Genomic DNA, 23,541 nt, shown 5'->3' on the forward strand with positions numbered 1-23,541 from the left:
CGGGCGCGAGCCGGCCGGGCCGTCGTCGCCCTGTTGGCTGAGGTGGTTCGCTGCGCTGGGCTGGATCGCTGGACTGGGCTGGATGGCTGGACTGAGCTGGCTGGCCGGGGTGGGGAACGGTGTTAATCAGAGTCCCATCCGCTCAAGCCACAGCTTGGCATCGTGGATTTCGGGCTCGGTGGGCAGGTGGTCGGCCGACTCCCACACCCGGTTGAAGCCTTCCATTCCGGCGACGTCCACCACTGCGCGGACGAACCGGGCGCCGTCGGAGTACTGGCGCATCTTGGCGTCCAGGCCCAGCAGGCTGCGGATGAACTTTTCGATCACGCCGCGGTCCTTGCCGCGGTCGTTGAACCGCTGCCGGATGGTCTTCACCGACGGGACAATGCTGGCGTCCACGGCGTCCATCACCACGTTCGCGTGGCCTTCGAGCAGGCTCATCACCGCGGTGAGGTGCGAGATGGCGGCCTTCTCCTCGGGATCCTGCAGCAGGTCCAGGATGGCGCCGCGGCCGGGAGTGTTTCCGTCGGCGGTACGGTCCTTCAAGGAGCGGGCGGCGGCGGTGGCGCGCTCCATCAGCGAATCGACGTTGCCCAGTAGGTGGCCGCTGAGTTCGTCAATCTGCTCCAGCATGTGGTGCCGCAGCCACGGCGCGGCCGCGAACTGGACCCGGTGGGTCTGCTCATGCAGGCAGACCCAGAGGCGGAAATCCTCCGGGGTGACGTTCAGTTCCCGCTCCACAGCAACGATGTTGGGGGCCACCAGGAGCAGGCGTCCACCTGACGGCGCGCTGGAACCCTCGGCGAGCGCCGCGAACGGATCGTACTGGCCCAGGACCTTGCTGGACAGGAACGCCAGGACAGCACCGAGCTGACTGCCGGTGATGGCGCCGCTGACACTCGCGGCGGCCGGGCTCAGGGAACCGCGCCTGCTTTCGAGCATCTTTTCCATTGCCGGCTTCAGCATCACGGCGAAGCTTTGGGTGTTGGCCTTGGCCCAGGAAGCACGGTCCACCACCAGCACCGTGGAATCCCGCAGGTTCCGTGCCGCTTCCAGCCCCGTGATCTCGTGGACATGCTCCACCGAAGCGTCGGCGAGCCGGCGGAGGCTGTCCACGGCGTCACCGATGGCGGCCTGGTTCAGGACCGGGCCGGCCGGAGCCAGCCGCGCCGCGGTGGAGGCGGCAAGGTCCCAGTTGATCAGGGACGAGGCCTGGCTGGACAACGTTTGTGCTGACGACTCACCTGTAGTGGACTCCATAAGTCCCATCAGAACACAGCACCCTGTGGATAGTCCTTAAGTTCGCTCACCGGCGAACCAAAGCAGCGCCCTTTCCTGCACGGACGGCCCGGCCCCGCAAAAGCGGCGCCGGCCAGCAACGGTTGAGCGGGGAAGGGCCGCTCCTGCAGATGGGCGGGGTGCTATCTGCAGCCGCAGTCCGCGAGCGCCGTGGCAGCCCGGTCCAGCGCCACCTTGTTGGCGGCGGCGCCGGGCGTGAGCCCGTTGCCGATAAAGGAGAAGACCAGGAGGCGGCCGTCGGCGTCCACCACGTAGCCGCTGAGCGCCAGCACCGTGTTCAGTGTCCCGGTCTTGGCGCGGACCAGCCCTGCGCCGCGGGCGGTTGAGTCTTCGCCGTAGCGGGTGTCCAGCGTACCGGTGAGACCTGCCACGGGGAAGCCGTCCAGCGCCGCGCGCAGGCGGCCGTCCGTGCCGGCGGCGATAGCCCGTACCACCTCGGTGAACTGGCGTGCTGACACCTGATTGCCCATAGCGAGCCCGCACACATCCACGAGCCTGATGCCGTCAACGTCGATTCCGGCGCCGGTGAGCTGTGCCCGGACGGCAGCCGTGGCGCCGTCGTTGCTGCCCGGTCCCCCTGCGGCTACCGAAGCCATCCGGCCCAAGACTTCGGCAAGGTAGTTGTCCGAGGCCTGCAGCATCAGGTCCACCTGCTCGGCCACCGTGGCTGACTGCGCCTCCGCGAGGACCCCCGACTCCCCTACTTCCCCTCCTGTTGGTGCTGGCCGGGGCGAGCGTTCGACGGCGGCTGCCACAGTCAGTCCCGCGGCCGCGCCTGCCGCCCGCAGCCGGGCCGCGAATTCCTCCGCAACTGTGATGGCCGGGTCCTGTGGACGCGGGCCGGTGGTGACAGAGGGGTCGTAGCGGGCCGAGTTCAGCGCCAGCGGGTACACCGGTGCCACCTCCCCGGCAGCAACATCACCGCTTTCCCAGGCCGGATTCAGTGCCGGACCGGTGAACAGGGAATCGTCCACCAGCACTTTGATCTCACCCGTGGTGCCTGCGGCTTTCAGCGCTTCCACAGTTTCCGTGGCGACGGTGGCGAGGCCGGCGTGACCCATCGCCTGGTCCGCGTTCGACTCGCCAGCTCCGAGGAGGACGTCGCCGCCACCCACCAGCACCACCTGTCCGGAAGCCGGACCTTGGACAACGGACGTGGTGAAGCGGTGTTCCGGGCCAAGGGAACGGAGGGCGGCCACAGCGGTCAGCAGCTTCAGGTTGGAGGCCGGCACCCTGCCCTCGGACCCGCCGCGGTCATAGAGGACCTGCCCGGTGAGTGCATCCTGCACCAGTCCCGTAAAGCTCCCGCCGCCGTCGGCCTTCAACAGCGGCTCCACCTGTGCGGTGACGCTGGACGCGGCGGGAATGCTGGCTGACGCATCCAGCGGGGCAAGTCCACGTGCGGCAGACAGTGTGGCAGGGGCCTGCTGCCATTCCGGCGGCGAAGGGGCGGGGGCAGGCGCCGTCGGGCCCACGAACCCCGGCGCTACGAGCAGTGCTGCGGGGACCATCAGGACCACGAGGAGGGCTGTCAGCGCAACCCAGTGCCAGGACCGCTTCAGGGCCGTGACTGTGCCCCGGAAACTGCGGCGGACACGGTCAAGCCACGGTTCCGCGGCAGTTGGTTTGGTCATGCTGGTGCTGGTCCTCAAGTCCTGAAATTTCCCCACAAGTTCCTGATTCCAGGGCCTCTCGCTATATCCTCAATAATAGTCGGCGGCACGGACACTCCCCTTGGTGAGCAGTCAAGTGTGCCGCGAACCCCCTGCAATTGCCGAGGAGCATTCCATGAAGCATGACGTGACCATCGAGATCCCCAAGGGATCACGCGTCAAGTACGAAGTTGACCACGAGACCGGCCGCGTCCGCCTGGACCGCGTCCTCTTCACCTCCATGCAGTACCCCACGCACTACGGATACTTCGAAAACACCCTCGGCGAAGACGGCGATCCCCTGGACGCACTGGTGCTCCTGCAGGACTTCGACCTGCACCCCGGCGTCATCGTTGAGTCCCGCCCCATCGGCGTCTTCAACATGACCGACGACGGCGGCGGAGACGCCAAGATCCTCTGCGTTCCGGTGGATGCCCGCTTCGACCACATCCAGGAAGTCAGCGACGTCAACGAGTTCCTGATCAAGGAAATCGAGCACTTCTTCACCCGCTACAAGGACCTGGAGCCGGGCAAGTGGGTCAAGGCCGAGGGCTGGGGCGACCGCGCCGCCGCCGAAGCCGAGCTGGAAGCCTCCATCAAGCGTTACGTGCCCACCGGCCACTGATCCCCCGCATAAAGCAACGTGGGCCCACGCCCGCAGGGTTCCTTGGCCGAGCTTGCGAGGCTAGGGGGCGGGCGGGGAGGGTCACATCTCGCCCAATTCACCACCGAAATTGGGCCGGAAGTGACCCCGCGTTGTGGTTTAAGAGTTGTGCTTTAGGGTAGGTCGGTGAGCTCATCACCCATCTTTACCCCGCCCTGCGGTCCCGTTACCGGCCGGCGCGACGGGGACGTCCTTCGGGCCACCGGCATCCCCTACGCCCGGGCCGCGCGTTTCCAGACTCCCGTTCCTGTGCCGGACTGGACCGAACCGTATGCGGCCACCTCCCCCGCCCCAGCCTGCCCGCAGGGACCGGTTCCGTTCCTCGACGACGTCCTGGGCACCCGCTACGGGGAACTTCCGGGCAGCGAGGACTGCCAGAACCTCTCCATCACCATGCCTGCGGATCTGGCCGTGGGCGAGCGGCTGCCGGTGATGGTGTGGATCCACGGCGGTTCCTACACCACCGGTTCGGGGGACCTGGCCATCTTTGACCCCGCAGTTCTGGTGGCCGAGAACCGCGTGGTGGTGGTTTCGGTGACCTACCGGCTGGGGCTGTTCGGATTCCTGGCCACGCGGTCGGGGCGTCCCGGAAACTTGGGCCTGCTGGACCAGTTGGAGGCCTTTCGCTGGGTGCAGCGGAACATTGGCGCGTTCGGCGGTGATCCGGGGCGCGTGACGGCATTCGGGCAGTCCGCCGGTGGCGACGCCATCGCGCACCTCATGGCCACCCCTGAGGCGCCGCAGCTGTTCCAGCGGGCCATCATCCAAAGCGCCCCGCTGGGCATCTCCCGGGGCAGGGCAAAGATGAACCATGCGATGGGCATCGCCGCCGAGGCAGTTGACGGCGACACCCCGGCCATGGATGTGGTGGAGCGGGAGGACCACGTGGCGCAGGTGGCCCGGAAGTTCGGAATGCTCGCCGCCATGCCGTTCGGGACTCAGTACGGGCACGCGCCCCTGCCGGAGGAACCGGACATCGAGGCTGCGTGGAACCGTTCCGCGCCCGGGATACAGGTGCTGATCGGGCATACGTCTGAAGAGGCGCGGCTGTTCCTGCCGCGCAGCCCGTACCTGAGCCGGCTGGCCCGCGTTCCGGTTGCTGGAACCGCCGCCGTCCGGGCCATTGACTGGGTGGTCACCGAGACCGTGTACGGCAGGGCCGCCCGGAGATTCGCCCGCCGCCATGCCAGGGCAGGCGGGAAAGCCCACCGCTACGTGCTTCACTGGCATGCGCCGGGCAACATTTTCGGCGCGGCCCACACCATCGACCTTCCCCTTCTCTTTGGCAACCGGAGCACCTGGGACGGCGTGGGGCTGATCGCCGGCGCGGCCTGGAAGGACGTGGACGACGTCGGGCGGCAAGTGCGGAGCCTCTGGGCGGCTTTCGCACGGGGAGACTCTCTCGGCGAAAAGGGCGGGGTCCCGGGCGCGCTGACGTACCAGGCGGCCTGACTAAGGACTTCGTGTCAGGCGGCAACCAAGTTGCGGATGGCTTCCACCAGGATGTCCTGGCGCTGGAAGTAGGCGTTGTGTCCGGCGTCCTCGACCACCAGGAGGCTGGCACCCGGAACGGTGGCGGCCACGTGCTCCGCACCGCGGCGGATGAGCGGCCTTTCCTGGTCTCCGATCAGCACCAGCAGCGGGCTGGTGATGGATTCCAGTCCTTGCTGGAACCAGTCCACATCCGCCGGATCGGCGCTGAGGAACTCGCCCTGGCTTTGCTCGAGGCTGCGCGGGTAGCGGGCGGCTTCGATGGCGGCAGCTGTGGAGCGGACGCGGATATAACGGGCATAGTCCTTGGGGTTCTCGGCGATCCACCACTCCGTGAAGGAATTCCCCACCCCCAGCCAGATCCGCTCGTCCGCATCAAGCGAGCTGAACACCTCGAATTTCTCTGCCTGGCCGGGCTGCCCGGGCGGCGGCACCACCAGCGGCCACCCCATCCCGCAGACCACCAGTGCTGAAGCGCCGCCGGGGTTCCGGACCGCCCAGCGGAGGGCCGTCATGCCGCCCATGGATTGGCCCACAATCACCGGATCCTTAAGGCCGAGTGAAGCGATGAACTGATCCAGCTCTGCGGCCCGGTCCACCAGTGGTCCCTGGCGGGGCGAGTTCGACGACCAGCCGTGATCGTAGGTGTCGTAGGTCAACACCCGGAAATCCTGCTCGAGTTCGGCCGTGATCGGCTCCCAGCAGGCTGCCGCGGAGGCATGGCCGTGCAGCAGCACAATTGGCTGGCCCCGGCCGGAGTCCGTGTAGTGGATGTCGTTGCCGAGCACGTCGAGCCAGGGCATGCGGTTGATCCTTTCGGGCATTGTTGGCAGGCGGCCCACATGCACCAGAGTTCCAGATCAAAGGGTCCGGAGTCACCAGGTGTCCAGAACGGGCCAAGCCATCCTGAACCGGGCCAGGCCGTCACAAATGCAGCCGGAGGTAGAGTCTGGTTCCGTGAGAACGCTCGGAGTGGACCTTGCCGCGGCCACCAAAAAGACGGCGGTGGCGGTCATCGAATGGGGCCAGGGCTCCGCGCGGCTGGCGCACCTCGCACTCGATGTGTCTGACCAGGAGATCGTGGAGCTGTTCGGAGCCACAGACATGACGGGCATTGATTGCCCCGTCGGCTGGCCGCAGGCGTTGATCCCGTTCCTTACCGGGCATCTGGAGTTCGACGGCGGCCCCGTCCTGGCATACGACGGCATTGAGGGCCGGCGCCTCCTCGCCTACCGGGACACGGACCGCTTCGTCACCGCAAGGACCGGCCTGATCCCGCTCAGTGTCTCGGCGGACCGGCTCGCGCACCCGGCCATGCGGTGCGCCGTCATCCAGGCAAAGATCGCAACCCTGCACGGCCCACAGCCAAGGGACGGCTCCGGCAAGCTGGCCGAGGTCTATCCTGCTGCCTCGCTCAAGCTCTGGGGCCTGGCAGCCCGCGGCTACAAAGGACGCGGCACCACGGAGGCCGAACGCCTCTCCGTGCTGCTCGAAAGCCTGCGCGGGCACGCACCCTGGCTGGACTTAGCCGGGCACGAGGAACGGCTGGCCGGCTCGGACGACCTGTTTGACGCCGTCGTCGCTTCCCTTACCGCCCGCGCGGCCGCCGTCGGATTCACCGCGCAGCCTGATGACGCACATTCCGCAGCCGCCATCAAGGAAGGCTGGATCCACCTGCCCACGGGCGGCCTCGACGGGCTGGTGGGCCCGGGCGGCTAAGAGGCGGGGGTCAGCCGAGTTTCCAGTTCCGGATCTCTTCCGGATCCTCGCCGTGTGTACGCGTGTGCTCGCGGGCCCGGATCCGGCGGTCCTGGAGCTCCTGCCGCAGCATGGAGTGCTTCTCCGCCAGGCCAGGCACGCGGTCGATGGCGTCGATGGCCAGCTGGAACCGGTCGATGCCGTTCAGCATGGCCATGTCGAAGGGTGTGGTGGTGGTCCCTTCTTCCTTATAGCCGCGCACGTGCAGGCCCTCCTGGTTGGAGCGGCGGTAGGCCAGCCGGTGGATCAGCGACGGATAGCCGTGGTACGCGAAGATGACGGGCTTGTCCGCGGTGAAGATCCCGTCAAAGTCCCGCGCCGGCAGCCCGTGCGGGTGTTCGCTCTCGTCCTGCAGCCGCATCAGGTCAACAACATTGACTACGCGGACCTTCAGCCCTGGCGCCCCCAGCCGGAGCAGCTCCGCCGCCGCCACCGTCTCCACCGTAGGCACGTCGCCAGCGCAGGCCAGGACGACGTCGGGCTCCTCCCCCGGCACCTCCGAGCCCGCAAACTCCCAAATCCCCAGCCCGCGCTGGCAGTGGGTGGCGGCGTCGTCCGGCCCCAGCCAGGTGGGTGAGGGCTGCTTGCCGCTGACCACGATGTTCACGTAATCGGTGGACGCCAGGCAGTGTTCCATCACCGACAGCAGCGTGTTCGCATCCGGCGGCAGGTACACCCTGATGACTTCGGCCTTTTTGTTCACCGCGTGGTCGATGAACCCGGGGTCCTGGTGCGAAAACCCGTTGTGGTCCTGCTGCCAGACGTGTGAGGACAGCAGGTAGTTCAGCGACGCGACCGGTTGGCGCCACGGCAGTTTCCGGTGCACCTTCAGCCACTTGGCATGCTGGTTAAACATCGAATCAACGATGTGGATGAACGCCTCATAGCAATTGAAGACCCCGTGCCGGCCGGTCAGCAGATAACCCTCCAGCCAGCCCTGGCACAGGTGCTCGCTCAGCACCTCCATCACCCTGCCGGAGCGCGCAAGGTGCTCATCGACGTCGTCAATCCGGTACTGCCACACCTTGTCCGTGACCTCGTAGACGTTCTGGAGCCGGTTGGACGCCGTCTCGTCCGGGCCGAACAGCCGGAACGTTTCCATGTTCAGGGCCACCACGTCCCGCATCCAGGAACCCAAAGTGATCATGGGACTGACGCGCTCGGTCCCGGCCTTGGCAACCTCGACGGCGTGGTCACGGTAGGCGGGCAGCTTCAGCGCGCGGCGGAGCAGGCCGCCGTTGGCGTGCGGTGTGGCGCTCATCCGGAAGTCGCCGGTGGGCGCACCCTCGGCGACGTCGGGCCGGAGCCGCCCGTCGCCGTCGAACAGTTCCTCCGGGCGGTAGGACTGCAGCCACTCCTCCAGCAGCCGCAGGTGGTCGCCGTTGGTGCGGACCTCGGACAGCGGTACCTGGTGGCTCCGCCACGTTCCCTCAACCTGCAAACCGTCCACCTCGCGCGGCCCGGTCCAGCCCTTCGGCGAGCGAAGCACAATCATGGGCCAATGCGGCGCCTCAGCAGCATCCCCGCCTGCCTGCCCGCCGCTCTCCGGCGTCCGCCGGGCGTCCTGGATGGCACGGATATCCGTCATGCAGCTTTCCAGCGCCGCCGCGAAGTCTCGGTGGGCCTGCTCCGTGTTGTCCGGATCCTTCACCGTCACGAAATAGGGCTCGTGGCCGTAACCGCGCAGGAGCTGCTCGAGCTGCGCTTCAGGCATGCGCGCCAGGACCGTGGGGTTGGCAATCTTGTAGCCGTTCAGGTGCAGGATGGGCAGGACCGCGCCGTCCGCTGCCGGGTCGAGGAAGTTATGGGAGTGCCAGCTCGCGGCCAGCGGCCCGGTCTCCGCCTCGCCGTCGCCAATCACGACGGCGGCCACCAGCTGGGGATTGTCGAGGACCGCACCGTAGGCGTGGGCGAGGGAGTAGCCGAGTTCGCCGCCCTCGTTGATGGAGCCGGGAGTCTCCGGGGCGGCATGGCTGGGGATGCCGCCGGGGTAGGAAAACTGCCGGAAGAGTTCCGCCAGGCCATCCTCGTCGTTGCCCACGTGGCCATAAATTTCAGAGTAGGTGCCTTCCAGCCAGGCGTTCGCGACGACGGCTGGACCGCCATGGCCGGGTCCTGCAACAAAGAGCATCTCGGCTGAGTCGCGGCGGATGACGCGGTTCAGGTGGGCGTAGATGAAGTTCAGCCCGGGCGTGGTGCCCCAGTGCCCCAGCAGCCGGGACTTGGTGTGCCCGGCCTTCAGCGGTTCGCGCAGCAGCGGGTTGGAGCGGAGGTAGATCTGGCCTACCGAAAGGTAGTTGGCAGCCCGCCACCAGCGGTCCACCAGTTCGAGTTCGTCCTGCCCCATGCTGCTGGTCATACCCATCCTCACGTCGCGGTCACCGCCCAAAGGCGGCCGTTGCTCCATCGCACCAGATGGGCCCGGACGAGGCAACCCCGCTTGCCCCGCGGAGGCTACCTGCGGGTAGGCTGTGCTTTCAGATGTTCACGCTGACAATCAACCAGACCGATAGCCGGCGCGATGGTGACCGGGTGCCGCAGCTGCTCAAGGACCTGCGGCACATTCCCGCGCGCCTGGACTTCGACCGGTCCGTGGAAGACGAAGTCCAGGGCATCGTGGAGTGTCCGCACCAGGCTGTGGAAGCGGCACTGATCGCGCTGCGGGCCGGTGCGTGGTACGTGGGGATCGGCGTCGGGCCGGTGAATGAACCCCTGCCCAACCAGATCAAGGACGCATCCGGCCATGGGCTGGTGTATGCCCGGCGGGCGGTGGACCGGCTCCGGAACAGCAATTACAGGGTTCCGTTGGCAGTGGAGGGTCCGCTGGCCGAGGTTGCCCATGACGCCGAGGCCGTGCTGCGGCTGCTCGGGCATATTGTCCGTGACCGCTCCGATGCCGAGTGGCGGGTCCTGGACCTGCTGACTCCGGGAGTCCGAGGGCAGCAGAAAGCCGTGGCCCAGGAACTCGGGATCACCACGCAGGCTGTCAGCAAGGCGGTGGCCCGGGCACAGTGGAACGAGGAGCACGCGGCCCGGCCGGCCGCAGCACGGTTGCTGGCCCTGATCCTCGAGGCGCGCTGAGCAGGGTCAGCCCTGGCTGGCCGCCATCACCGGCTCGCCGTTGAAGTATTCGAGCTGCCAGCCGTCGATCGCGTGGTGATGAGCCAAGTTGAGCACCGCGTTGTCGATGCTTTTCAGCGTGCTGCCCACAGCGCGGCTGAGGCTCACGCGCAGGAGCGTCCCGTGCGCGACGACGAGAAGGCGCCGTCCGCGATATTCCGCGGCCAGTGCCTCCAGGGCGGCCAGGCCCCGGTCGGCTGCTTCGTCTTCGCTTTCGGCGCCGCGGAAGCCGCCAGGGATGCGGAGCGCGTCCAGTTCGGGGCCAGCCTGCATCCCCTCGGCCGGCCCAAAGCTCCGCTCCGTGAGTTCGGGCATGCGGCGGACCTCGCTGAGCCCCAGCCCGGCGGCGATCACATCAGCTGTCTCCGCCGCGCGGCTCAGTGGCGAGGACACGATGGCGTCCCATTCGTACGCGGACAAAACGGCGACGGCGTTACGCGCCTGTGCCCGGCCGACGTCGTTCAGCGGGATATCCGTGGAGCCCTGCAGGCGGCGCTCCGCATTCCAGTCAGTCTGGCCGTGGCGGATGAGGGCAAACGTCGTAAGGGTCATGCCTTCCATTCTGCCCGACGGCGGGACCTGGCCAGGAATTGCCGGCCGCCCCGGTAACCGCCCAGGTCCTCCCGGCTAAAGGAGGCTGCGCAGCACGTAGGCGGCGCCGTCGTCGTACACCGAGTGGGTGACCTCGTCAGCTGCCTCGATCACTTCCGCCGGAGCCTGGCCCATGGCAACTCCCCGCCCGGCCCAGGTCAGCATCTCGATATCGTTCCGGCCGTCGCCGACTGCCACTGTGAGGTGGGGTTCGATGCCGAGCCGGCCGCGCAGGTTTTCCAGGGCGCTGGCCTTGGTAACCCCCGCCGCAGCGATGTCCAGCCACGCCGTCCAGCCCACCGAGTAGGTGACACCGGCGAGGCCTACGTGCTCAATGGCCTCATTGAACTCTTCGGGTGTGTTTTCGGTGCTGAAGACCACCACGCGCACGGCGGTTGCTTCGAGCATGGTGTGAAAATCGACCCCCACCGCCTCCACACCAAAACTGGGGTCCTGGAAGCGTTCGGTGGACAGGAAGTTGCCGTCCTCGTCCTCCAGCGCGTATTTGGCGGATGGAAGCCGTTCGCGGAGAGCGCGGAGGGCGGGAGCCGGATCGAACGTGGCCTTGTGGATGACCTCGTAGCCGTTGTCCAGATCGGGGTGCAGCCGCAGGGTCACGCCGCCGTTGCAGCACACGGCGTAACCGCGGTCAATGCCGATGTTTTCAATGATGGGCAGCATGGCGTTGAGCGAGCGGCCGGTGGCGATCATGACCTCGTGGCCGGCGGCTACTACTGCCTGCGCCGCTTCACGAACAGCCGGGGACATGTGCCCGTCGTGGTCCACCAGGGTGCCATCCACGTCCAGGGCGACCATCAGCTTTTGGTCTACGTTGTTGTTTTCGTTGTCTCGCCGGTCATCGTTGCCGGCGACTGAGGTTTCAGTCAGCGTTGTCATCCATCAAGTAGAGCAGAAACCCCCAAAAAACCGCTAGGACGCGCGCCACAGAGTTATTGAACAGTTGGTTAATGGGAGTTGGCGTCCCGCGGGTCCTGCGCTCCTAAGACCGAATGGCACCCGCCAACGGACAGCGCACCCCCGCATGCGCCGGTGTAAAGTCCGTTCCCGGGTGTGCTGAGCCGTTTCCGATTGTTGTCCACATACGCCGGCAGTCGCTTCAGTGCCAACCACCGTTGCAGCAACAGTAATGGACATGCAATTGATTGATGCCGCAGCGTTCCACCGCAGTACCGGAGACTTCCGTTCACTCAGCAGGCGCTATGCCCGCGGGGAGTTGGTCCGCGTCCGGAAAGGCGTCTACGCCGCCAAGGATGAGTGGATCTCCCTGACGCCTTGGGAAAGGTACCGGCAAACAGTCCTGGCGGTGAAGCTTGAACTTCCTCAGTCCAAGTTTTGCCTCAACACCGCAGCGTCGTTATGGGATCTGGAATTGCTCGAGGTTCCGAGCCATGTCCACCTTTCCCGAGCCTCAAGGGGGCACAGGGGTGAGACGCATCCCACGACGTCTGCAGCCGTACTGCCTTCGGGACTAACCGGAATCGAAGGGATCACCGCCTACGGCATCGCACGCCACGGTCCACAGGAACCAACCGTCCGCCACCAGGAGCTGTTGCTGACGCCCCTGCGGGAGACTGTGGCGGCAGTTATCGCAAGGGACAGCTTTGCAGCCGGGGTAGTACTGGCCGACCATGCGATCGGCACCCGGCGCACCTCCGGGCCTCGTGTCAGCCGGGAAGAGTTGCTGGAGCTGGCCGCACGTCTCGATTCAGGGGCGCGCCGACGATGGGTAACCCGGGTGCTCGACTTCGCCGTTGCTAATTCAGGGTCAGCCGGCGAATCGCTGAGCAGAGCACAGATGCACGTTCTGGGTTTCCCCGCGCCCCTGCTCCAGGCAAATTTCCACATAGGAGGGCACTTCATCGCCCGAACCGACTTCTTCTGGCCGAAGTTCAAACTCATCGGGGAGTTCGACGGCGACGCGAAGTACCTGCGCGACGAGTACCTCGGCGGCCAGACCGCACGCCAGGCCGTGTTGGCCGAGAAGAAACGCGAGGACAAACTCCGCGCAGCCGGGTTCAAAGTGGTGCGCTGGGACTGGGCGACCGCTTCGGATGCAGCCCGGCTCGGTGCGCTGCTACGAAATGCGGGGCTGCCTGGCAGCGGGAACAGGAACAAGAACACCCTCTAACGGACTTTGCACCCGTGAACGCGCAGGTGCAGAGTCCGTTAGAGGGTGCGAAACCCAAGCTAGGGACGAGGGCCGAAACCTACAGGACCGGGAGGACCTCGAGCCCGCCCAGGTACTTCTGCAGCGCCTTGGGCACGTTGACCGAGCCGTCGGCGTTCTGGTGGTGCTCCAGGAGCGCCACGATCCAGCGGGTGGTGGCAAGTGTTCCGTTCAGCGTGGCCACAGCCCGGGTGCCCTTGGTGACACCTTCGGAGTTCACGGCCCGTTCGCGGATGTTCAGGCGGCGCGCCTGGAAGGTGGTGCAGTTGGAGGTCGAGGTCAGCTCACGGTACGCACCCTGGGTGGGAACCCAGGCTTCGCAGTCGTACTTGCGGGCTGCGGACGTGCCGAGGTCGCCGGCAGCGGTATCAATTACCCGGTACGGCAGCTCGCACTTGGCCAGCATCTCCTCTTCCCACGCCAGGAGCCGCTGGTGCTCGGCGGCGGCCTCTTCAACCGTGGTGTAGATAAACATTTCCACCTTGTTGAACTGGTGGACACGGATGATGCCGCGGGTGTCCTTGCCGTGCGAACCGGCCTCACGCCGGTAGCACGAGCTCTGGCCGGCGTAGCGGATGGGCCCGGCAGAGAAGTCCAGGATCTCGTCCGCGTGGTATCCGGCCAGCGCCACCTCGGAGGTGCCCACCAGGTAAAGGTCGTCTTCGGCGAGACGGTAGATCTCGGCGTCGTGCTTGACGTCAAAGCCCGTACCCTGCATGGTCTCTGGACGCACCAAAGTGGGGGTGATCATGGGGATGAAACCGGCTTGGATAGCCTGGTCCATGGCCATCTGCAGCAGCGCCATCTCCAGCCGGGCACCCACGCCACGGAGGAAGTAGAAACGTGCACCGGACACCTTGGCGCCGCGCTCCATGTCGATGGCACCGATCAGCTCGCCGATCTCCAGGTGGTCCTTGGGCTCAAAGTCGGGGAATTCGCGGGGCGTGCCCACGGTCTTGACCACCACGTAGTCGTCCTCGCCGCCTTCGGGCACACCGTTCTCGATGAGGTTGGGGATGGTGCGCAGGAGTTCCTCCTGCTTGGTCTGCGCGGCATCGGCTTCGGCGGAGGCTGCCTTCACCGAGTTGGCGAGCTCCTTGACCTCGGCCAGGAGGGCCTTCTTCTCGTCCCCCTTGGCCTGGGCCACCTTCTTGCCGAAGGCGTTCTGCTCCGCCCGGAGGTTCTCGAAGCGGATCAGCGCCGCGCGGCGTGCGGAGTCGGCGGAAATGATCGCGTCCACCACCGATTCGTCCGCGCCGCGGGCGCGCTGGCTGGCTCGGAACTTCTCCGGGTTTTCGCTGAGGTCTTTTACGTCGATCACCACATAAGGGTATCCAATCCGGCGGAGTACGACGGCGGCCGGCCACTATGCCCGAAAGCCCGCCTCCCGCCGGGATACTGTTGAGGAACCATGAGCGACCTGATTCTCTACCTGTTGATAGCGGTGGCGCTTGCCTTCGCCATCTCCAGCTGGTGGGGAGTCCGCAGGCTCAAGGCCCTGCACGTGCGCAGCGCGGTTGCCGGCGAAGCACACGAGGCAGGCCTCAGCCAGCAGCGCGTGGCGGTGATACTGAACCCCATCAAGGCACGCTCCCCCGAAGCGAAAGCCGCCATCCACCGCGCCTGCCTTACGGCCGGGTGGGACGAGCCCGTCTTTTACGAGACGACGGCGGAGGATCCGGGCTTCTCGCAGGTGCGGGCAGCGTTGGCGGACAAGCCCGACGTCGTCCTGGTGGGCGGCGGCGACGGTACCGTGCGGGTGGTGGCTGAGTCCCTCGCAGGCACGGGAGTTGCCATGGGCCTGATCCCGCTGGGTACCGGGAACCTGCTGGCGCGGAATGTGGACCTGGACGTCTACGACCTCCACGGCAACGTCCAGACTGCCCTCTTCGGCCGCCAGCGCTACATCGATACCGCCCGGATGGGCATTGAGAACTCCCGGACCGGGCATTCGTCCGAACACGTATTCCTGGTGATCGCGGGACTCGGCATGGATGCTGAGGTGCTGGCCGATACCAATGCAGGCCTGAAGAAGACCTTCGGGTGGCTGGCCTATACGGAGGCCGGAATGCGCCACCTGCCCGGCCGTCGGAAGAAAATCTCCATTTCCCTGGACGGCAGTCCGGACCAGATCCGCAATGTCCGCAGCATCCTCTTTGCCAACTGCGGCCTGGTTCCGGGCGGCATCGATTTCATCCCGCAGGCCATGATCGACGACGGCATGCTGGACGTGGTGGTGATGAGTCCCCGCAGTGCCATTGGCTGGCTGCTGATGTACGTCAAGATCATGTTCAAGCACAGCGGGAAGCTGCCCATCATGACCGTCTACCGGTCCGGCAGGATCATCATCAAGTGCCCGGAACCGATGCCCACCCAGCTCGACGGGGACACGGCAGGCGAGGCCACCAAGGTCACGGTCCAGGTGGAACCGCGCTCGTTGTTGATCAGGGTTAAGGGTCAGGCGTCACTGGGCTGAACCAGCGGCTGAAGCAGCGGCTGGACCAGCGGGTCAGGCGTGGGCTTCCTTGTTCGCCTCTGCTGCGGCTTTAGCGGCGGCGCGGGCCTCGGACTGCTCACGGATCATGGCCTGTTCCTCTTCGAAGCGCAGGCGGTCAGCACGGTCAGCGTCGTCGCCGTCCCAGTCCTGGTTGTCGGCAGTGGGACGGGGATTGACGATCATTCCCTGGCCATCATTGTCAGTGCTGTTGCTAGTCATGACCCGCTCCCTTCGTTAGGGGCCATCCCCATTGTGGATCAAGCAAGCATACGCATTGTCCACAGCCCGCGGAAGTGGTAGGGAAGGCAATTGCCTACGCTGTGGGCGAAGCGGCGGAACCGTTTTCCGTGCGCGCAGGTCCCGGCTGCAGCCCTGCCACCCATGCCCGGGCCGCCCGGAACGCCGCGTCCGAGGTGTGCGGTTCCACCACTGTCTCCTGCTGGTCCGCCCCCGGGTACGAGCCCAGGAAACGGGTGGCCGGGCTGATGCGGTGGAGCCCCGCCAGGGCATCAGCCAGCCGCGCGTCAGCAAGGTGGCCATCGGCGTCGATGCTGAAGAAGTAGTGGCCCAGGTACTGGCCGGTGGGCCTGGACTCGATCCGGCTGAGGTTCACGCCACGACTCGCGAACTGGTCCAGGATCTCCATCAGGGCGCCCGGCCGGTCTTCGGGCAGCGGCACCACAACTGTGGTCTTGTCCGCGCCGGTGCGCTGGGGGAGGATGCCCGGACGGCTGACCAGGATGAACCGTGTTACCGCATCCGGATTGTCACCAATGTCCCGTGCGAGCGCGGAGAGTCCTGGCTGTTCGTCGGCAACGAGCGGGGCGCAGATCGCGGCGTCATAGGAGCAGTCGTCGGCGAGTAGCCCCAAGGCAGCCGCAGCGGTGGAGGATCCTGGAACGTATTCCGCGTCCGGAAGGTGGGCGTCCATCCACAGCCGGCACTGCGCCCAGGCATGGCCATGTGTGGACACCCGCCGGATATCCTGCAGCCGCACACCCGGCCGGGTCACCAGGACAAAGCTGACAGGCACCAGGACCTCGCGGACGATCCGCAGTTCCTGCCCGCTGGCAATGGCGTCAAGGGTGGCGGTGACACCGCCCTCCACGGAGTTTTCGATCGGCACCATGGCGGCGTCGGCGGAACCCTCGCGGACTTTGTCCAGTGCTGCGTTCACGTTCGACGCCGGCACGCGCCTCGCCTGCGCAGCGCCCGGCACCTGCAGCAGCGCGGCCTCCGTGAACGTGCCTTCGGGCCCAAGAAAGGCATAGGTGACGCGGGACGCAGGCATAGGTATTCCTTTTGAAGCATATGAGCGCCCTGGACAGGCGGCGGAAGGGCGGGGACGCGCGCGGAGGCTAGAGCACCATGGGCTTCAACCCGTTATCCGAGACCAGGGGCTTTCCGGCTTCCAACCACTGGTCCATGCCTCCGGAGACATTGATGGCGGTGTAGCCCTGGCCGGTCAGCCACTGTGCGGCGCGGAAGGACCGGCCGCCGGTCCGGCAAATGACGTAGAGATCCTGGTCCGGATCGAGTTCATCGAGCCGGGCAGGCAACTGGTCCAAGGGAATGTGGAGGGCGCCGTCGGCATGGCCGGCCACCCATTCGTAGTCCTCACGGACATCAAGGATCGCGGCGTCGTCGGGGATGTCATTGACGGGGACGGTATCGAAATCGCTCATGGGGAGTCCTGTCTGGCAGATCGTGGGTCAGCTTTAAGCCTAGTACCCTGCCCTAAGCCATCGGCCGGCACGTCACCGTCCCCGGGACCAGCACCGTCGCCGAACCCAGCGCTGTCCCCCGCATCAGTCCCACTTGCGGCGGCCCGCACCCTTGCCTTTGCGGAAGGGCCGCGGGTTAGGCTTTTTAGGACCATCTTGCAGCAAGAAGCCTGGGAGGATCCTTGCCGGTAGACCACCCCGCCGCCTCCAGCGGCGCGGCCCCGGAGTCCCTGGAGCTGTGCGGAGAGTCTTGGGACCCGGGGCACTTTGGCTGAGCTCCACGAACTTTCCGCCGTTGCGCTCCGGGAGAGCCTGCGCACGGGAGAGGTTTCCTCAGCGGAGGCCACAGCCCACTTCCTGGCGCGGATTGAAGAGCAGAATCCCCTGCTGGGCGCGTTTGTCACGGTGACGGCCGAGCAGGCGATGAAGAGTGCCCGCGCCGCCGACTCGCTCTTTGCCCGAAACCTCCCGGAAGAGCTCCCGCTCCTGCACGGTATGCCCCTGGCTTTCAAGGACCTCACCGACGTAGCCGGCATAGTGACCACCCACGGCAGCGCGGCCCTGGACCACAAACCCGCTGTCACCGACAGCCCCCTGGTGGCGCTGCTCAAGGAAACGGGCGTGGTCTCGCTGGGCAAAACCCAAGTGCCGGAATTCGGACTGACGGCTTACAGCGAAAACCGGGTGGCGCCGCCGTCGCGCAATCCCTACGCCCTGAGCAGGAGCTCGGGTGGATCCTCCGGCGGCAGCGCGGCGGCTGTGGCCGCCGGACTGCTTCCCTTCGCTCCCGGCACGGACGGCGGCGGTTCCATCCGGATCCCTGCCGCGGCGTGCGGCCTCGTGGGGCTTAAACCCGGCCGCGGGCTGGTGCCCGCTGGGGAAAGCCTGGGCGACCCCGGCAGGTTGGTGGTGGCCGGTCCCCTGGCGCGGAGCGCCGCTGATGCGGCATTGATGATGGATGCGCTGGTCCCGGCCGGGTCCGCGGAAGGCAGCTACCTTGCGTCGGTGGAACAGGAGCCGCCTCGGCTGCGGATCGGCGTCACGCTGGACAGCCCCTGGCAGGGGACCTTCCCGTTCACCCCGGACCAGGAGGCCATGGACGCACTCCGTGCGGGGGAGAAACTCCTGGAAGGCGCCGGCCATTCGCTCAGCGAGGCAGCGGTCCGATACGACAACCGGTATCCGGATGCGTTCACTACGGCCTGGACGGCGGCAGTGGGTGCGGCGCGGATCAGTCCCCACCGTGAAGCGTTGCTGGCGCCGCTCACCCGGACTTTCCGCCGCAGGGCCCAGCAGCGAAGTTCTGCCAAGCTGAACGAGGCTCTGGCCTTCCTGCGGCAGTTTGAGCGGGACACGGTGACGCAGTACGCACAGTGGGACCTGCTGCTGATGCCGGCACTCGCCCAAACGCCACGCCCCGTGGGCTGGTTCACGGGAGCGTCGCACGGCAACTCGCCTTGGCCGTCGGCACAGTGGGCCGGTGATGCCGACGGCGACTACCGGAAACAGTGCGAATTCGCCCCGTGGTCCTCGATGGTTAACGTGTGCGGCCTGCCAGCGATCAGTATTCCCGTCCACTGGACCGGTGGCCCACCCGGCGAAGGGCTGCCGATGGGGGTTCAACTGGTGGGCCCCTTGGGCTCTGAGACGCTCCTGCTGCAGGTGGCCCGGCAACTGGGCTTCTAACACTTCCCCGTTCCAAACCTTGGGGTTGTTGACCTGGATCTAACGCCGGCTTCATCCGCCTGTAACCCCGGGGAAGCAGACTGGGCAGGACCAGACAGTTTCCCGTTCCGGGATGTGCCATCACTCGAAGGGGAGTTGCCGCAATGAATGCAGAATCCTCCACCGCAACAAGCAGCGGCACATCGCAGCCGGCAGGTGACAGGCCGGACCTCAGCAACGCCAATGTGAGGGAGGACCTGGCCACCACGGGACGGTGCGCCCTGGTGCACCTGCCCACCGGCTGGACCTGCCTGCTGCCGCTCCGCCACCCGGGGCCTTGCCAGTTCCATCAGCCGCAGGAGGCCGAGGACGTACTGTCCGGTGGCCATTGACCAGGCGTCCAGGCCTTCCCGTCCGCTGCCTGTTTCCACCCTGGCGGTTCACAGCTCATGGACAAGGCAGCACTGTCCACACCTCGACTCCGGGGGCTAACAGGAGGACGATTAAAGGGCAGTCACTATGAGGAGGCCTGTGATGTGCTATTCATCCAGCAAGGACTTCGGGTGGGGCATCAGGAAAGAAACTGAACGCCAGCCCGAGGCGAAGCAGGAAACCCCGGCGGAAACTCCGGAGAAGCCGGTCAAGGCGCAGGACTTCACGTTCTGGGCATTCCCCAACTGGCGCAGGACGCCAGCTCCGCGCACTCCCTCGGCTGAAAAGAGCAAAGAGAGGGTCTGACGCCTTGACGGTGCGTTAACACGGGAGGGACTCCGCCGGAGCCCCTTCCGCTTTGTTTGCGAGGGTTGTGTTCGCGAGGGTTGTGTTTGCGAGGGTTGTGTTTGCGAACTTTGGTTTGTGGTGGCGTAGGTTGCAACGGTTGCCTGCGGAGGGTGTGTTTTATGGAGCATGCCGGGCTGCGGCAGCACGAATCATGTTTTGGCGGAAAGGATCAGCGCGGTGAACGGACTGTATGTGCATGCGGCCACCCTGTTGATGGAAGGCGCCGCCGATCCTGCTGCTCCCGGTGCCGCCATCACTACCGCCTTATGCGGGAACTGGGAACACCCGCCGCCGTGCCCGCTGGCCGCGCACCATACCGGCTGGTCCCGCGAGGGGGACAGCGTTTCGCTGCGGATCGTCTTCGCCACCGCGCCCGCATCCGAGCCCGAGGTGCGGCGGCTCATCGGCAGCGCCCTGGCAGCCGGCGCGTTCGACACGCCTGACGGCACCACTTCCCGGTGGAAACTCCTCACAAGCGGCCTGGCAGAACTGAGCATCGAGGAACTGCAGCACGCTGAACGGATCTCCGGAACGTAGCAGCGATTTCGGGAACCAGGATTGCCGGAACCTGAGCTGCCAAAAGCCGGCCAAGGCATTGTGGGATGCTTGCGTTGGCGGTAGCGGTAGGACTCACCGGGCAGGCCCAGGAGGGACTTCGGCGACCGGACCTGCAGTGCCGGATACCGCTGAATCTCCATCCCGTTGTACTGTTCCGCCGACTCCCATTAGGGTAGGACCATAAGCATGCTTAGTATCAGTCCATAGGAGTCCTGGGAAGGGAACCAGCATGAGCACCGGAAACTACCCGCCAGCCGGACAGCCGGAATCCGCGGGACGTTACGTCGAACCCAACCCGCCTGGCGAAACACCCGCACACGTCGACGCCAACACCGGTCACGGCACGGCCCCGGACACCGCTGGCGTCCAGGCACCGAATTCGACGCCGTCAACCACCCCACCGCCCGCCCGCCCTGCCACCAACCATGCGCCGGTGACCCGCGCCGGCGTAGTGTGGGCCGCCGTCGTGGCAGCGCTGGTACTCCTGATTTTGCTGATCATCTTCATCCTGCAGAACCAGGACCTGGTGCTCGTCCGGTACTTCGGGTTTGAGGGTACGGTCCCGCTGGGGATGGCCCTGTTTATTGCCAGCGTGTCAGGGGCAGTAGTGGTTGCCGTCGCCGGCGGCGCCCGGATTCTTCAGCTCCGCAGGAACGCCCACCGCGCCCGCGCCGCCCAGCGCAGGTAGCCTCCCCCAGTAACAAACGCCTGCAATAAGCAACCTTAACAAGCGTGGCGGCATGCGCCGGTGGCGCAGTCGAGGCAGCCATGGTGGGGTTCAGTGCCGCCAGCGGGCGCGGCACAAGAAGCACTGCCCCACCGGAGTCACCCGTCGCCCAGGCTCCGGTACTTCGCAGAGCGGGCCGCCACCAGCTCCGGCACGGGACTGCTCGCAACGGATGCCAGCTCGTATTCGATAGCGAGCGCCATCCGCCGGCAAAACTCCTGGGGTTCCAGCGAGGCGTCGTCGCGCTCATCCACGATGTGGTCCACCAGGCCGTTCGCGTAGAGTGACGCAACATTCACGCCCTGGGCCTGCGCCATGGCCGGAGCATGTGCAGTGGTCCGGTGGACGATGGCACTGGCCCCTTCGGGCGGCAACGGTGAGAGCCAGCTGTGCTGCGCTGCGATGGTCCGGTCCGCCGGCAGCAGTGCCAGGGCTCCTCCCCCGGCGCCCTGGCCCAGCAGCACCGAAACGGACGGCGCTTCCAGCCCGATGAGCTCGTGCAGCGAGCGCGCGATCTCGCCCGCCAGCCCGCCTTCTTCCGCTTCCTGCGAGAGTGCCGCGCCGGCGGTGTCGATGACAGTGAGCAGCGGCAGCCGCAGTTCCTCGGCCAGCTTCATGCCGCGCCGGGCCTCACGCAGCGAGCCGGGACCCATCCCGGCCGCGTCCCTGCGCAGTGGGCGGGCGTGCCCCAGGACGATGCAGGACTGTCCGCCAAACCGCGCAAGGGCCAAGAGGAGCCCGGGGTCCTTCTCCCCCTGCCCCGTTCCGTTCAGGGGCAGGGCATCGGAAGCGCCGTGTTTCAGGAGCTGCCGCAGGTCCGGCCGGCGGGGCCGCCGGGAAATGCCAATGGAGGTCCATGCGTCCACCGGAGCCGGCGGGACGGCAAGCGAGGGCGGCGGCGCCGGCAGCGGACCACGGCGGGCGCAGAGGATATCCAGCGCCCTGGCCACCAGGCAGGCAAGGTCAGCAGGCTCCACCACGCCGTCGATAAGGCCCTTGTTGAACAGGTTTTCCGCCACCTGGACGTTCTCCGGGAACGCTTCGCCGTGCAGGGCTTCGTAAACCCGCGGGCCCAGGAAGCCCAGGAGGGAACCCGGTTCGGCCACGTTGATGTGGCCCAGGGATCCCCAGGAGGCCATGACGCCGCCGGTGGTCGGGTGGCGCAGGTAGACCAGGTAAGGCAGGCCGGCCTGGCGGTGGGCGCGCACCGCACCGGTGATCTTCACCATGGACAGGAAGGCCAGCGTTCCCTCCTGCATCCGGGTGCCGCCGGACGCAGGCCCGGCCAGCAGCGGCAGTCCCTCCGCAGTGGCCCGTTCGATGGCGGCCACGATCCTTTGAGCTGCAGCATGGCCGATCGATCCCGCCAGGAAGGAAAACTCACTGACGATCACCGCCACCCGTCGTCCACGAATGAGCCCGGCACCGGTGATGACGGATTCGTCAGTCCCGCTGCGTTCACGGGCTTTGGCGAGGTCGCGGAAGTATTCCTCGGACAGTGCGGGCTCCTGCGCAGGTGAATCCCAGGAGACAAACGAGCCGTCGTCCACTACGGCGGCCAGCAGTTCGGCGGCATTGAGGTGCCGCACCTTCTCAACGGTGGGCATGTCAGGACACTCCCGCTGCAACAGCCGCCAGGCCCAGCCATTCACGGATGGCAGGGCCGTCCTCATCCAGCAGCGGCGGCGCGTCGTGCTCGGTGACGGTGGTTTCCGCAGTGTCACCGGGGGCAAAGAACCTCAGCGGCGGCCCGGGCAGGCTGACCTTGCCGAGTACCGGATGGTCCACATCCACCACGAGGCCCTGGGACGCCACCTGCTCCCACGCGTACACCTCATCAAGCGAGCGCACCTTCCCGGCCGGGATCCCGGCGTCGTTCAGTTTCTGCAGCAACTCTGCTGCTCCGTAGTCCGCGAAAGCGCGTTCGACGGCGGCAATCACCGCGGCGCGGTTCCGCACCCTCTCGGCGTTGCTGGCAAAGCCCGGCGCTGCCGGGTCCAGGCCGAAGGCGGCGGCGAAGGAGGCCCAGAGCTTTTCGCTGCCGACGCTGATCTGCACGCTGCCGTCCTTGCAGTTGAACAGGCCGTAGGGGGCGATGGAGGGATGGTGGTTCCCTTGCGCTTCGGGGACTTCCCCCGCCACCGTGGTCCGGGTGCCCTGGAAGGCGTGGACCCCGATCAGGGATGCCAGCAGCGAGGTGCGCACCACCTGGCCGCTGCCGGTCCGCTCCCGCTCAACCAGCGCCGCCAGGACACCGAACGCACCGTTCATGCCCGCAAGCAGGTCTGCAATGGGGACACCGACGCGCTGGGGGTCGTTCGGGCCGGACCCCGTGAGCGACATCAGTCCCGCCTCGCCCTGGAGGATCTGGTCGTAGCCGCTGCGCTGGGATTCCGGCCCGTCATGGCCGAAACCAGTGATCGAGAGAATCACCAGCCGGGGGTTCAGCCCGTGCATGGCCGCGGGCGGGAAGCCCAGCCGGTCCATCACCCCGGGGCGGAAGTTTTCGATCACCACGTCGGCTCGTTCCAGCAGCCCGCGCAGCACTTCCTGGCCGTCAGCGCTTTTCAGGTCCAGGCTGATGGATTCCTTGTTGCGGTTGCAGGACATGAAGTAGGTGGACTGGAGGTCATCGGCGGGCCCGACAAAGGGTGGGCCCCAGCCCCGGGTATCGTCCCCGGTTCCCGGGTTCTCCACCTTGATGACGCGGGCACCGAGGTCCGCCAGCATCATGCCGGCGTGCGGACCTGCCAAAGCGCGGCTCAGGTCAACTACAAGGTGGCCGGACAGGGGGCCCCGTGCGTTATCGGTTCTGCTCATGTGCGGG

23 protein-coding genes are annotated in these 23,541 nt (G+C 66.7%); 11 read left to right on the forward strand and 12 right to left on the reverse strand.

Features of this window, described 5'->3' with window-relative positions; all coding sequences use genetic code 11:
- Positions 1-126: 126 nt before the first annotated feature.
- Both QRN11_RS16695 and dacB read right to left on the reverse strand, forming a co-directional pair.
- On the reverse strand, positions 127-1,260 hold the full coding sequence (locus QRN11_RS16695) for an Rv3626c family coenzyme F420 biosynthesis-associated protein (RefSeq protein ID WP_285313689.1): 1,134 nt from the start codon (positions 1,258-1,260) through the stop codon (positions 127-129).
- Positions 1,261-1,421: 161 nt separating this feature from the next.
- Complete coding sequence (gene dacB, locus QRN11_RS16700) at positions 1,422-2,933, reverse strand: D-alanyl-D-alanine carboxypeptidase/D-alanyl-D-alanine endopeptidase (protein ID WP_285313690.1); 1,512 nt, start codon at positions 2,931-2,933, stop codon at positions 1,422-1,424.
- A 154-nt stretch (positions 2,934-3,087) separates the two neighbouring features.
- On the opposite strand from dacB, the gene QRN11_RS16705 reads away from it, so the two are divergent.
- Entirely contained in the window at positions 3,088-3,576 is a 489-nt protein-coding gene (locus QRN11_RS16705) for an inorganic diphosphatase (protein ID WP_018762663.1), read from the forward strand.
- A 165-nt stretch (positions 3,577-3,741) separates the two neighbouring features.
- Positions 3,742-5,067 (forward strand): carboxylesterase family protein, encoded by a 1,326-nt coding sequence (locus QRN11_RS16710; protein WP_285313691.1) that lies wholly within the window; start codon positions 3,742-3,744, stop codon positions 5,065-5,067.
- A gap of 14 nt (positions 5,068-5,081) precedes the next feature.
- Here QRN11_RS16710 and QRN11_RS16715 read toward each other — a convergent pair whose 3' ends face one another.
- Positions 5,082-5,909: an alpha/beta fold hydrolase gene (locus QRN11_RS16715; protein ID WP_285313692.1), complete on the reverse strand. Its 828-nt coding sequence runs from the start codon at positions 5,907-5,909 to the stop codon at positions 5,082-5,084.
- 154 nt (positions 5,910-6,063) lie between these two features.
- Here QRN11_RS16715 and QRN11_RS16720 point away from each other — a divergent pair, with 154 nt between their 5' ends.
- Positions 6,064-6,825, forward strand: coding sequence for a DUF429 domain-containing protein (locus QRN11_RS16720; RefSeq protein ID WP_285313693.1), 762 nt, complete (start codon positions 6,064-6,066; stop codon positions 6,823-6,825).
- Between the two features lie 10 nt (positions 6,826-6,835).
- Here QRN11_RS16720 and QRN11_RS16725 read toward each other — a convergent pair whose 3' ends face one another.
- Positions 6,836-9,223: a phosphoketolase family protein gene (locus QRN11_RS16725; RefSeq protein WP_285313694.1), complete on the reverse strand. Its 2,388-nt coding sequence runs from the start codon at positions 9,221-9,223 to the stop codon at positions 6,836-6,838.
- A gap of 122 nt (positions 9,224-9,345) precedes the next feature.
- On the opposite strand from QRN11_RS16725, the gene QRN11_RS16730 reads away from it, so the two are divergent.
- A complete protein-coding gene (locus QRN11_RS16730; protein ID WP_142063164.1) occupies positions 9,346-9,945 on the forward strand; it encodes a hypothetical protein in 600 nt (199 codons plus the stop codon).
- Between the two features lie 6 nt (positions 9,946-9,951).
- Here QRN11_RS16730 and QRN11_RS16735 read toward each other — a convergent pair whose 3' ends face one another.
- Positions 9,952-10,536 (reverse strand): histidine phosphatase family protein, encoded by a 585-nt coding sequence (locus tag QRN11_RS16735; RefSeq protein ID WP_285313695.1) that lies wholly within the window; start codon positions 10,534-10,536, stop codon positions 9,952-9,954.
- 75 nt (positions 10,537-10,611) lie between these two features.
- Positions 10,612-11,472, reverse strand: a complete 861-nt coding sequence (locus QRN11_RS16740) for an HAD family hydrolase (RefSeq protein ID WP_091420306.1) — start codon at positions 11,470-11,472, stop codon at positions 10,612-10,614.
- Positions 11,473-11,728: 256 nt separating this feature from the next.
- Between QRN11_RS16740 and QRN11_RS16745 the strand changes: the two genes are divergently transcribed.
- Positions 11,729-12,724 (forward strand): PDDEXK family nuclease, encoded by a 996-nt coding sequence (locus tag QRN11_RS16745; RefSeq protein ID WP_285313696.1) that lies wholly within the window; start codon positions 11,729-11,731, stop codon positions 12,722-12,724.
- 79 nt (positions 12,725-12,803) lie between these two features.
- Here QRN11_RS16745 and serS read toward each other — a convergent pair whose 3' ends face one another.
- On the reverse strand, positions 12,804-14,084 hold the full coding sequence (serS, locus tag QRN11_RS16750) for a serine--tRNA ligase (RefSeq protein ID WP_285313697.1): 1,281 nt from the start codon (positions 14,082-14,084) through the stop codon (positions 12,804-12,806).
- Positions 14,085-14,174: 90 nt separating this feature from the next.
- On the opposite strand from serS, the gene QRN11_RS16755 reads away from it, so the two are divergent.
- Positions 14,175-15,239 (forward strand): diacylglycerol/lipid kinase family protein, encoded by a 1,065-nt coding sequence (locus tag QRN11_RS16755; RefSeq protein ID WP_091420303.1) that lies wholly within the window; start codon positions 14,175-14,177, stop codon positions 15,237-15,239.
- A 33-nt stretch (positions 15,240-15,272) separates the two neighbouring features.
- On the opposite strand, the gene QRN11_RS16760 is transcribed toward QRN11_RS16755, so the two are convergent.
- The 3 genes from QRN11_RS16760 to QRN11_RS16770 form a co-directional block, all read right to left on the reverse strand.
- Positions 15,273-15,479, reverse strand: a complete 207-nt coding sequence (locus QRN11_RS16760; RefSeq protein WP_091420301.1) for a hypothetical protein — start codon at positions 15,477-15,479, stop codon at positions 15,273-15,275.
- 94 nt (positions 15,480-15,573) lie between these two features.
- Positions 15,574-16,551, reverse strand: coding sequence for a prephenate dehydratase (gene pheA, locus QRN11_RS16765; protein WP_285313698.1), 978 nt, complete (start codon positions 16,549-16,551; stop codon positions 15,574-15,576).
- A 67-nt stretch (positions 16,552-16,618) separates the two neighbouring features.
- Positions 16,619-16,945: a rhodanese-like domain-containing protein gene (locus QRN11_RS16770; RefSeq protein WP_142063182.1), complete on the reverse strand. Its 327-nt coding sequence runs from the start codon at positions 16,943-16,945 to the stop codon at positions 16,619-16,621.
- A gap of 306 nt (positions 16,946-17,251) precedes the next feature.
- On the opposite strand from QRN11_RS16770, the gene QRN11_RS16775 reads away from it, so the two are divergent.
- The 5 genes from QRN11_RS16775 to QRN11_RS16795 all read left to right on the forward strand — a co-directional run bounded on the left by QRN11_RS16775 (position 17,252) and on the right by QRN11_RS16795 (position 20,675).
- Positions 17,252-18,670, forward strand: a complete 1,419-nt coding sequence (locus QRN11_RS16775; protein ID WP_285313699.1) for an amidase — start codon at positions 17,252-17,254, stop codon at positions 18,668-18,670.
- Positions 18,671-18,813: 143 nt separating this feature from the next.
- Entirely contained in the window at positions 18,814-19,041 is a 228-nt protein-coding gene (locus tag QRN11_RS16780; protein ID WP_285313700.1) for a hypothetical protein, read from the forward strand.
- 142 nt (positions 19,042-19,183) lie between these two features.
- On the forward strand, positions 19,184-19,387 hold the full coding sequence (locus QRN11_RS16785; protein ID WP_091420292.1) for a hypothetical protein: 204 nt from the start codon (positions 19,184-19,186) through the stop codon (positions 19,385-19,387).
- A 219-nt stretch (positions 19,388-19,606) separates the two neighbouring features.
- Entirely contained in the window at positions 19,607-19,966 is a 360-nt protein-coding gene (locus QRN11_RS16790; protein ID WP_285313701.1) for a hypothetical protein, read from the forward strand.
- A gap of 250 nt (positions 19,967-20,216) precedes the next feature.
- A complete protein-coding gene (locus QRN11_RS16795; RefSeq protein WP_285313702.1) occupies positions 20,217-20,675 on the forward strand; it encodes a lipopolysaccharide assembly protein LapA domain-containing protein in 459 nt (152 codons plus the stop codon).
- Positions 20,676-20,812: 137 nt separating this feature from the next.
- Here the strand turns inward: QRN11_RS16795 and QRN11_RS16800 are convergent, their stop codons facing one another.
- Positions 20,813-22,321 carry a carboxyl transferase domain-containing protein gene (locus QRN11_RS16800; RefSeq protein ID WP_285313703.1) on the reverse strand — a complete coding sequence of 503 codons (1,509 nt, stop codon included), beginning with the start codon at positions 22,319-22,321 and terminating at the stop codon, positions 20,813-20,815.
- A gap of 1 nt (position 22,322) precedes the next feature.
- Positions 22,323-23,534, reverse strand: coding sequence for a CaiB/BaiF CoA transferase family protein (locus QRN11_RS16805; RefSeq protein WP_285313704.1), 1,212 nt, complete (start codon positions 23,532-23,534; stop codon positions 22,323-22,325).
- Positions 23,535-23,541: the final 7 nt, after the last annotated feature.

The sequence above is a fragment of the Pseudarthrobacter sp. fls2-241-R2A-168 genome (genome assembly GCF_030209335.1).
GTDB lineage: Bacteria > Actinomycetota > Actinomycetes > Actinomycetales > Micrococcaceae > Arthrobacter.

Coding starts and splice junctions, on each gene's coding strand:
- QRN11_RS16805 (WP_285313704.1), bottom strand. CDS start 23,534: ATGAGCAGAACCGATAACGCACGGGGCCCCCTGTCCGGCCACCTTGTA.
- QRN11_RS16755 (WP_091420303.1), top strand. CDS start 14,175: ATGAGCGACCTGATTCTCTACCTGTTGATAGCGGTGGCGCTTGCCTTC.
- QRN11_RS16770 (WP_142063182.1), bottom strand. CDS start 16,945: ATGAGCGATTTCGATACCGTCCCCGTCAATGACATCCCCGACGACGCC.
- QRN11_RS16745 (WP_285313696.1), top strand. CDS start 11,729: ATGCAATTGATTGATGCCGCAGCGTTCCACCGCAGTACCGGAGACTTC.
- QRN11_RS16695 (WP_285313689.1), bottom strand. CDS start 1,260: ATGGAGTCCACTACAGGTGAGTCGTCAGCACAAACGTTGTCCAGCCAG.
- QRN11_RS16795 (WP_285313702.1), top strand. CDS start 20,217: ATGAGCACCGGAAACTACCCGCCAGCCGGACAGCCGGAATCCGCGGGA.
- QRN11_RS16760 (WP_091420301.1), bottom strand. CDS start 15,479: ATGACTAGCAACAGCACTGACAATGATGGCCAGGGAATGATCGTCAAT.
- pheA (WP_285313698.1), bottom strand. CDS start 16,551: ATGCCTGCGTCCCGCGTCACCTATGCCTTTCTTGGGCCCGAAGGCACG.
- QRN11_RS16730 (WP_142063164.1), top strand. CDS start 9,346: ATGTTCACGCTGACAATCAACCAGACCGATAGCCGGCGCGATGGTGAC.
- QRN11_RS16725 (WP_285313694.1), bottom strand. CDS start 9,223: ATGACCAGCAGCATGGGGCAGGACGAACTCGAACTGGTGGACCGCTGG.
- QRN11_RS16780 (WP_285313700.1), top strand. CDS start 18,814: ATGAATGCAGAATCCTCCACCGCAACAAGCAGCGGCACATCGCAGCCG.
- QRN11_RS16740 (WP_091420306.1), bottom strand. CDS start 11,472: ATGACAACGCTGACTGAAACCTCAGTCGCCGGCAACGATGACCGGCGA.
- QRN11_RS16715 (WP_285313692.1), bottom strand. CDS start 5,909: ATGCCCTGGCTCGACGTGCTCGGCAACGACATCCACTACACGGACTCC.
- QRN11_RS16705 (WP_018762663.1), top strand. CDS start 3,088: ATGAAGCATGACGTGACCATCGAGATCCCCAAGGGATCACGCGTCAAG.
- QRN11_RS16800 (WP_285313703.1), bottom strand. CDS start 22,321: ATGCCCACCGTTGAGAAGGTGCGGCACCTCAATGCCGCCGAACTGCTG.
- dacB (WP_285313690.1), bottom strand. CDS start 2,933: ATGACCAAACCAACTGCCGCGGAACCGTGGCTTGACCGTGTCCGCCGC.
- QRN11_RS16735 (WP_285313695.1), bottom strand. CDS start 10,536: ATGACCCTTACGACGTTTGCCCTCATCCGCCACGGCCAGACTGACTGG.
- QRN11_RS16785 (WP_091420292.1), top strand. CDS start 19,184: ATGTGCTATTCATCCAGCAAGGACTTCGGGTGGGGCATCAGGAAAGAA.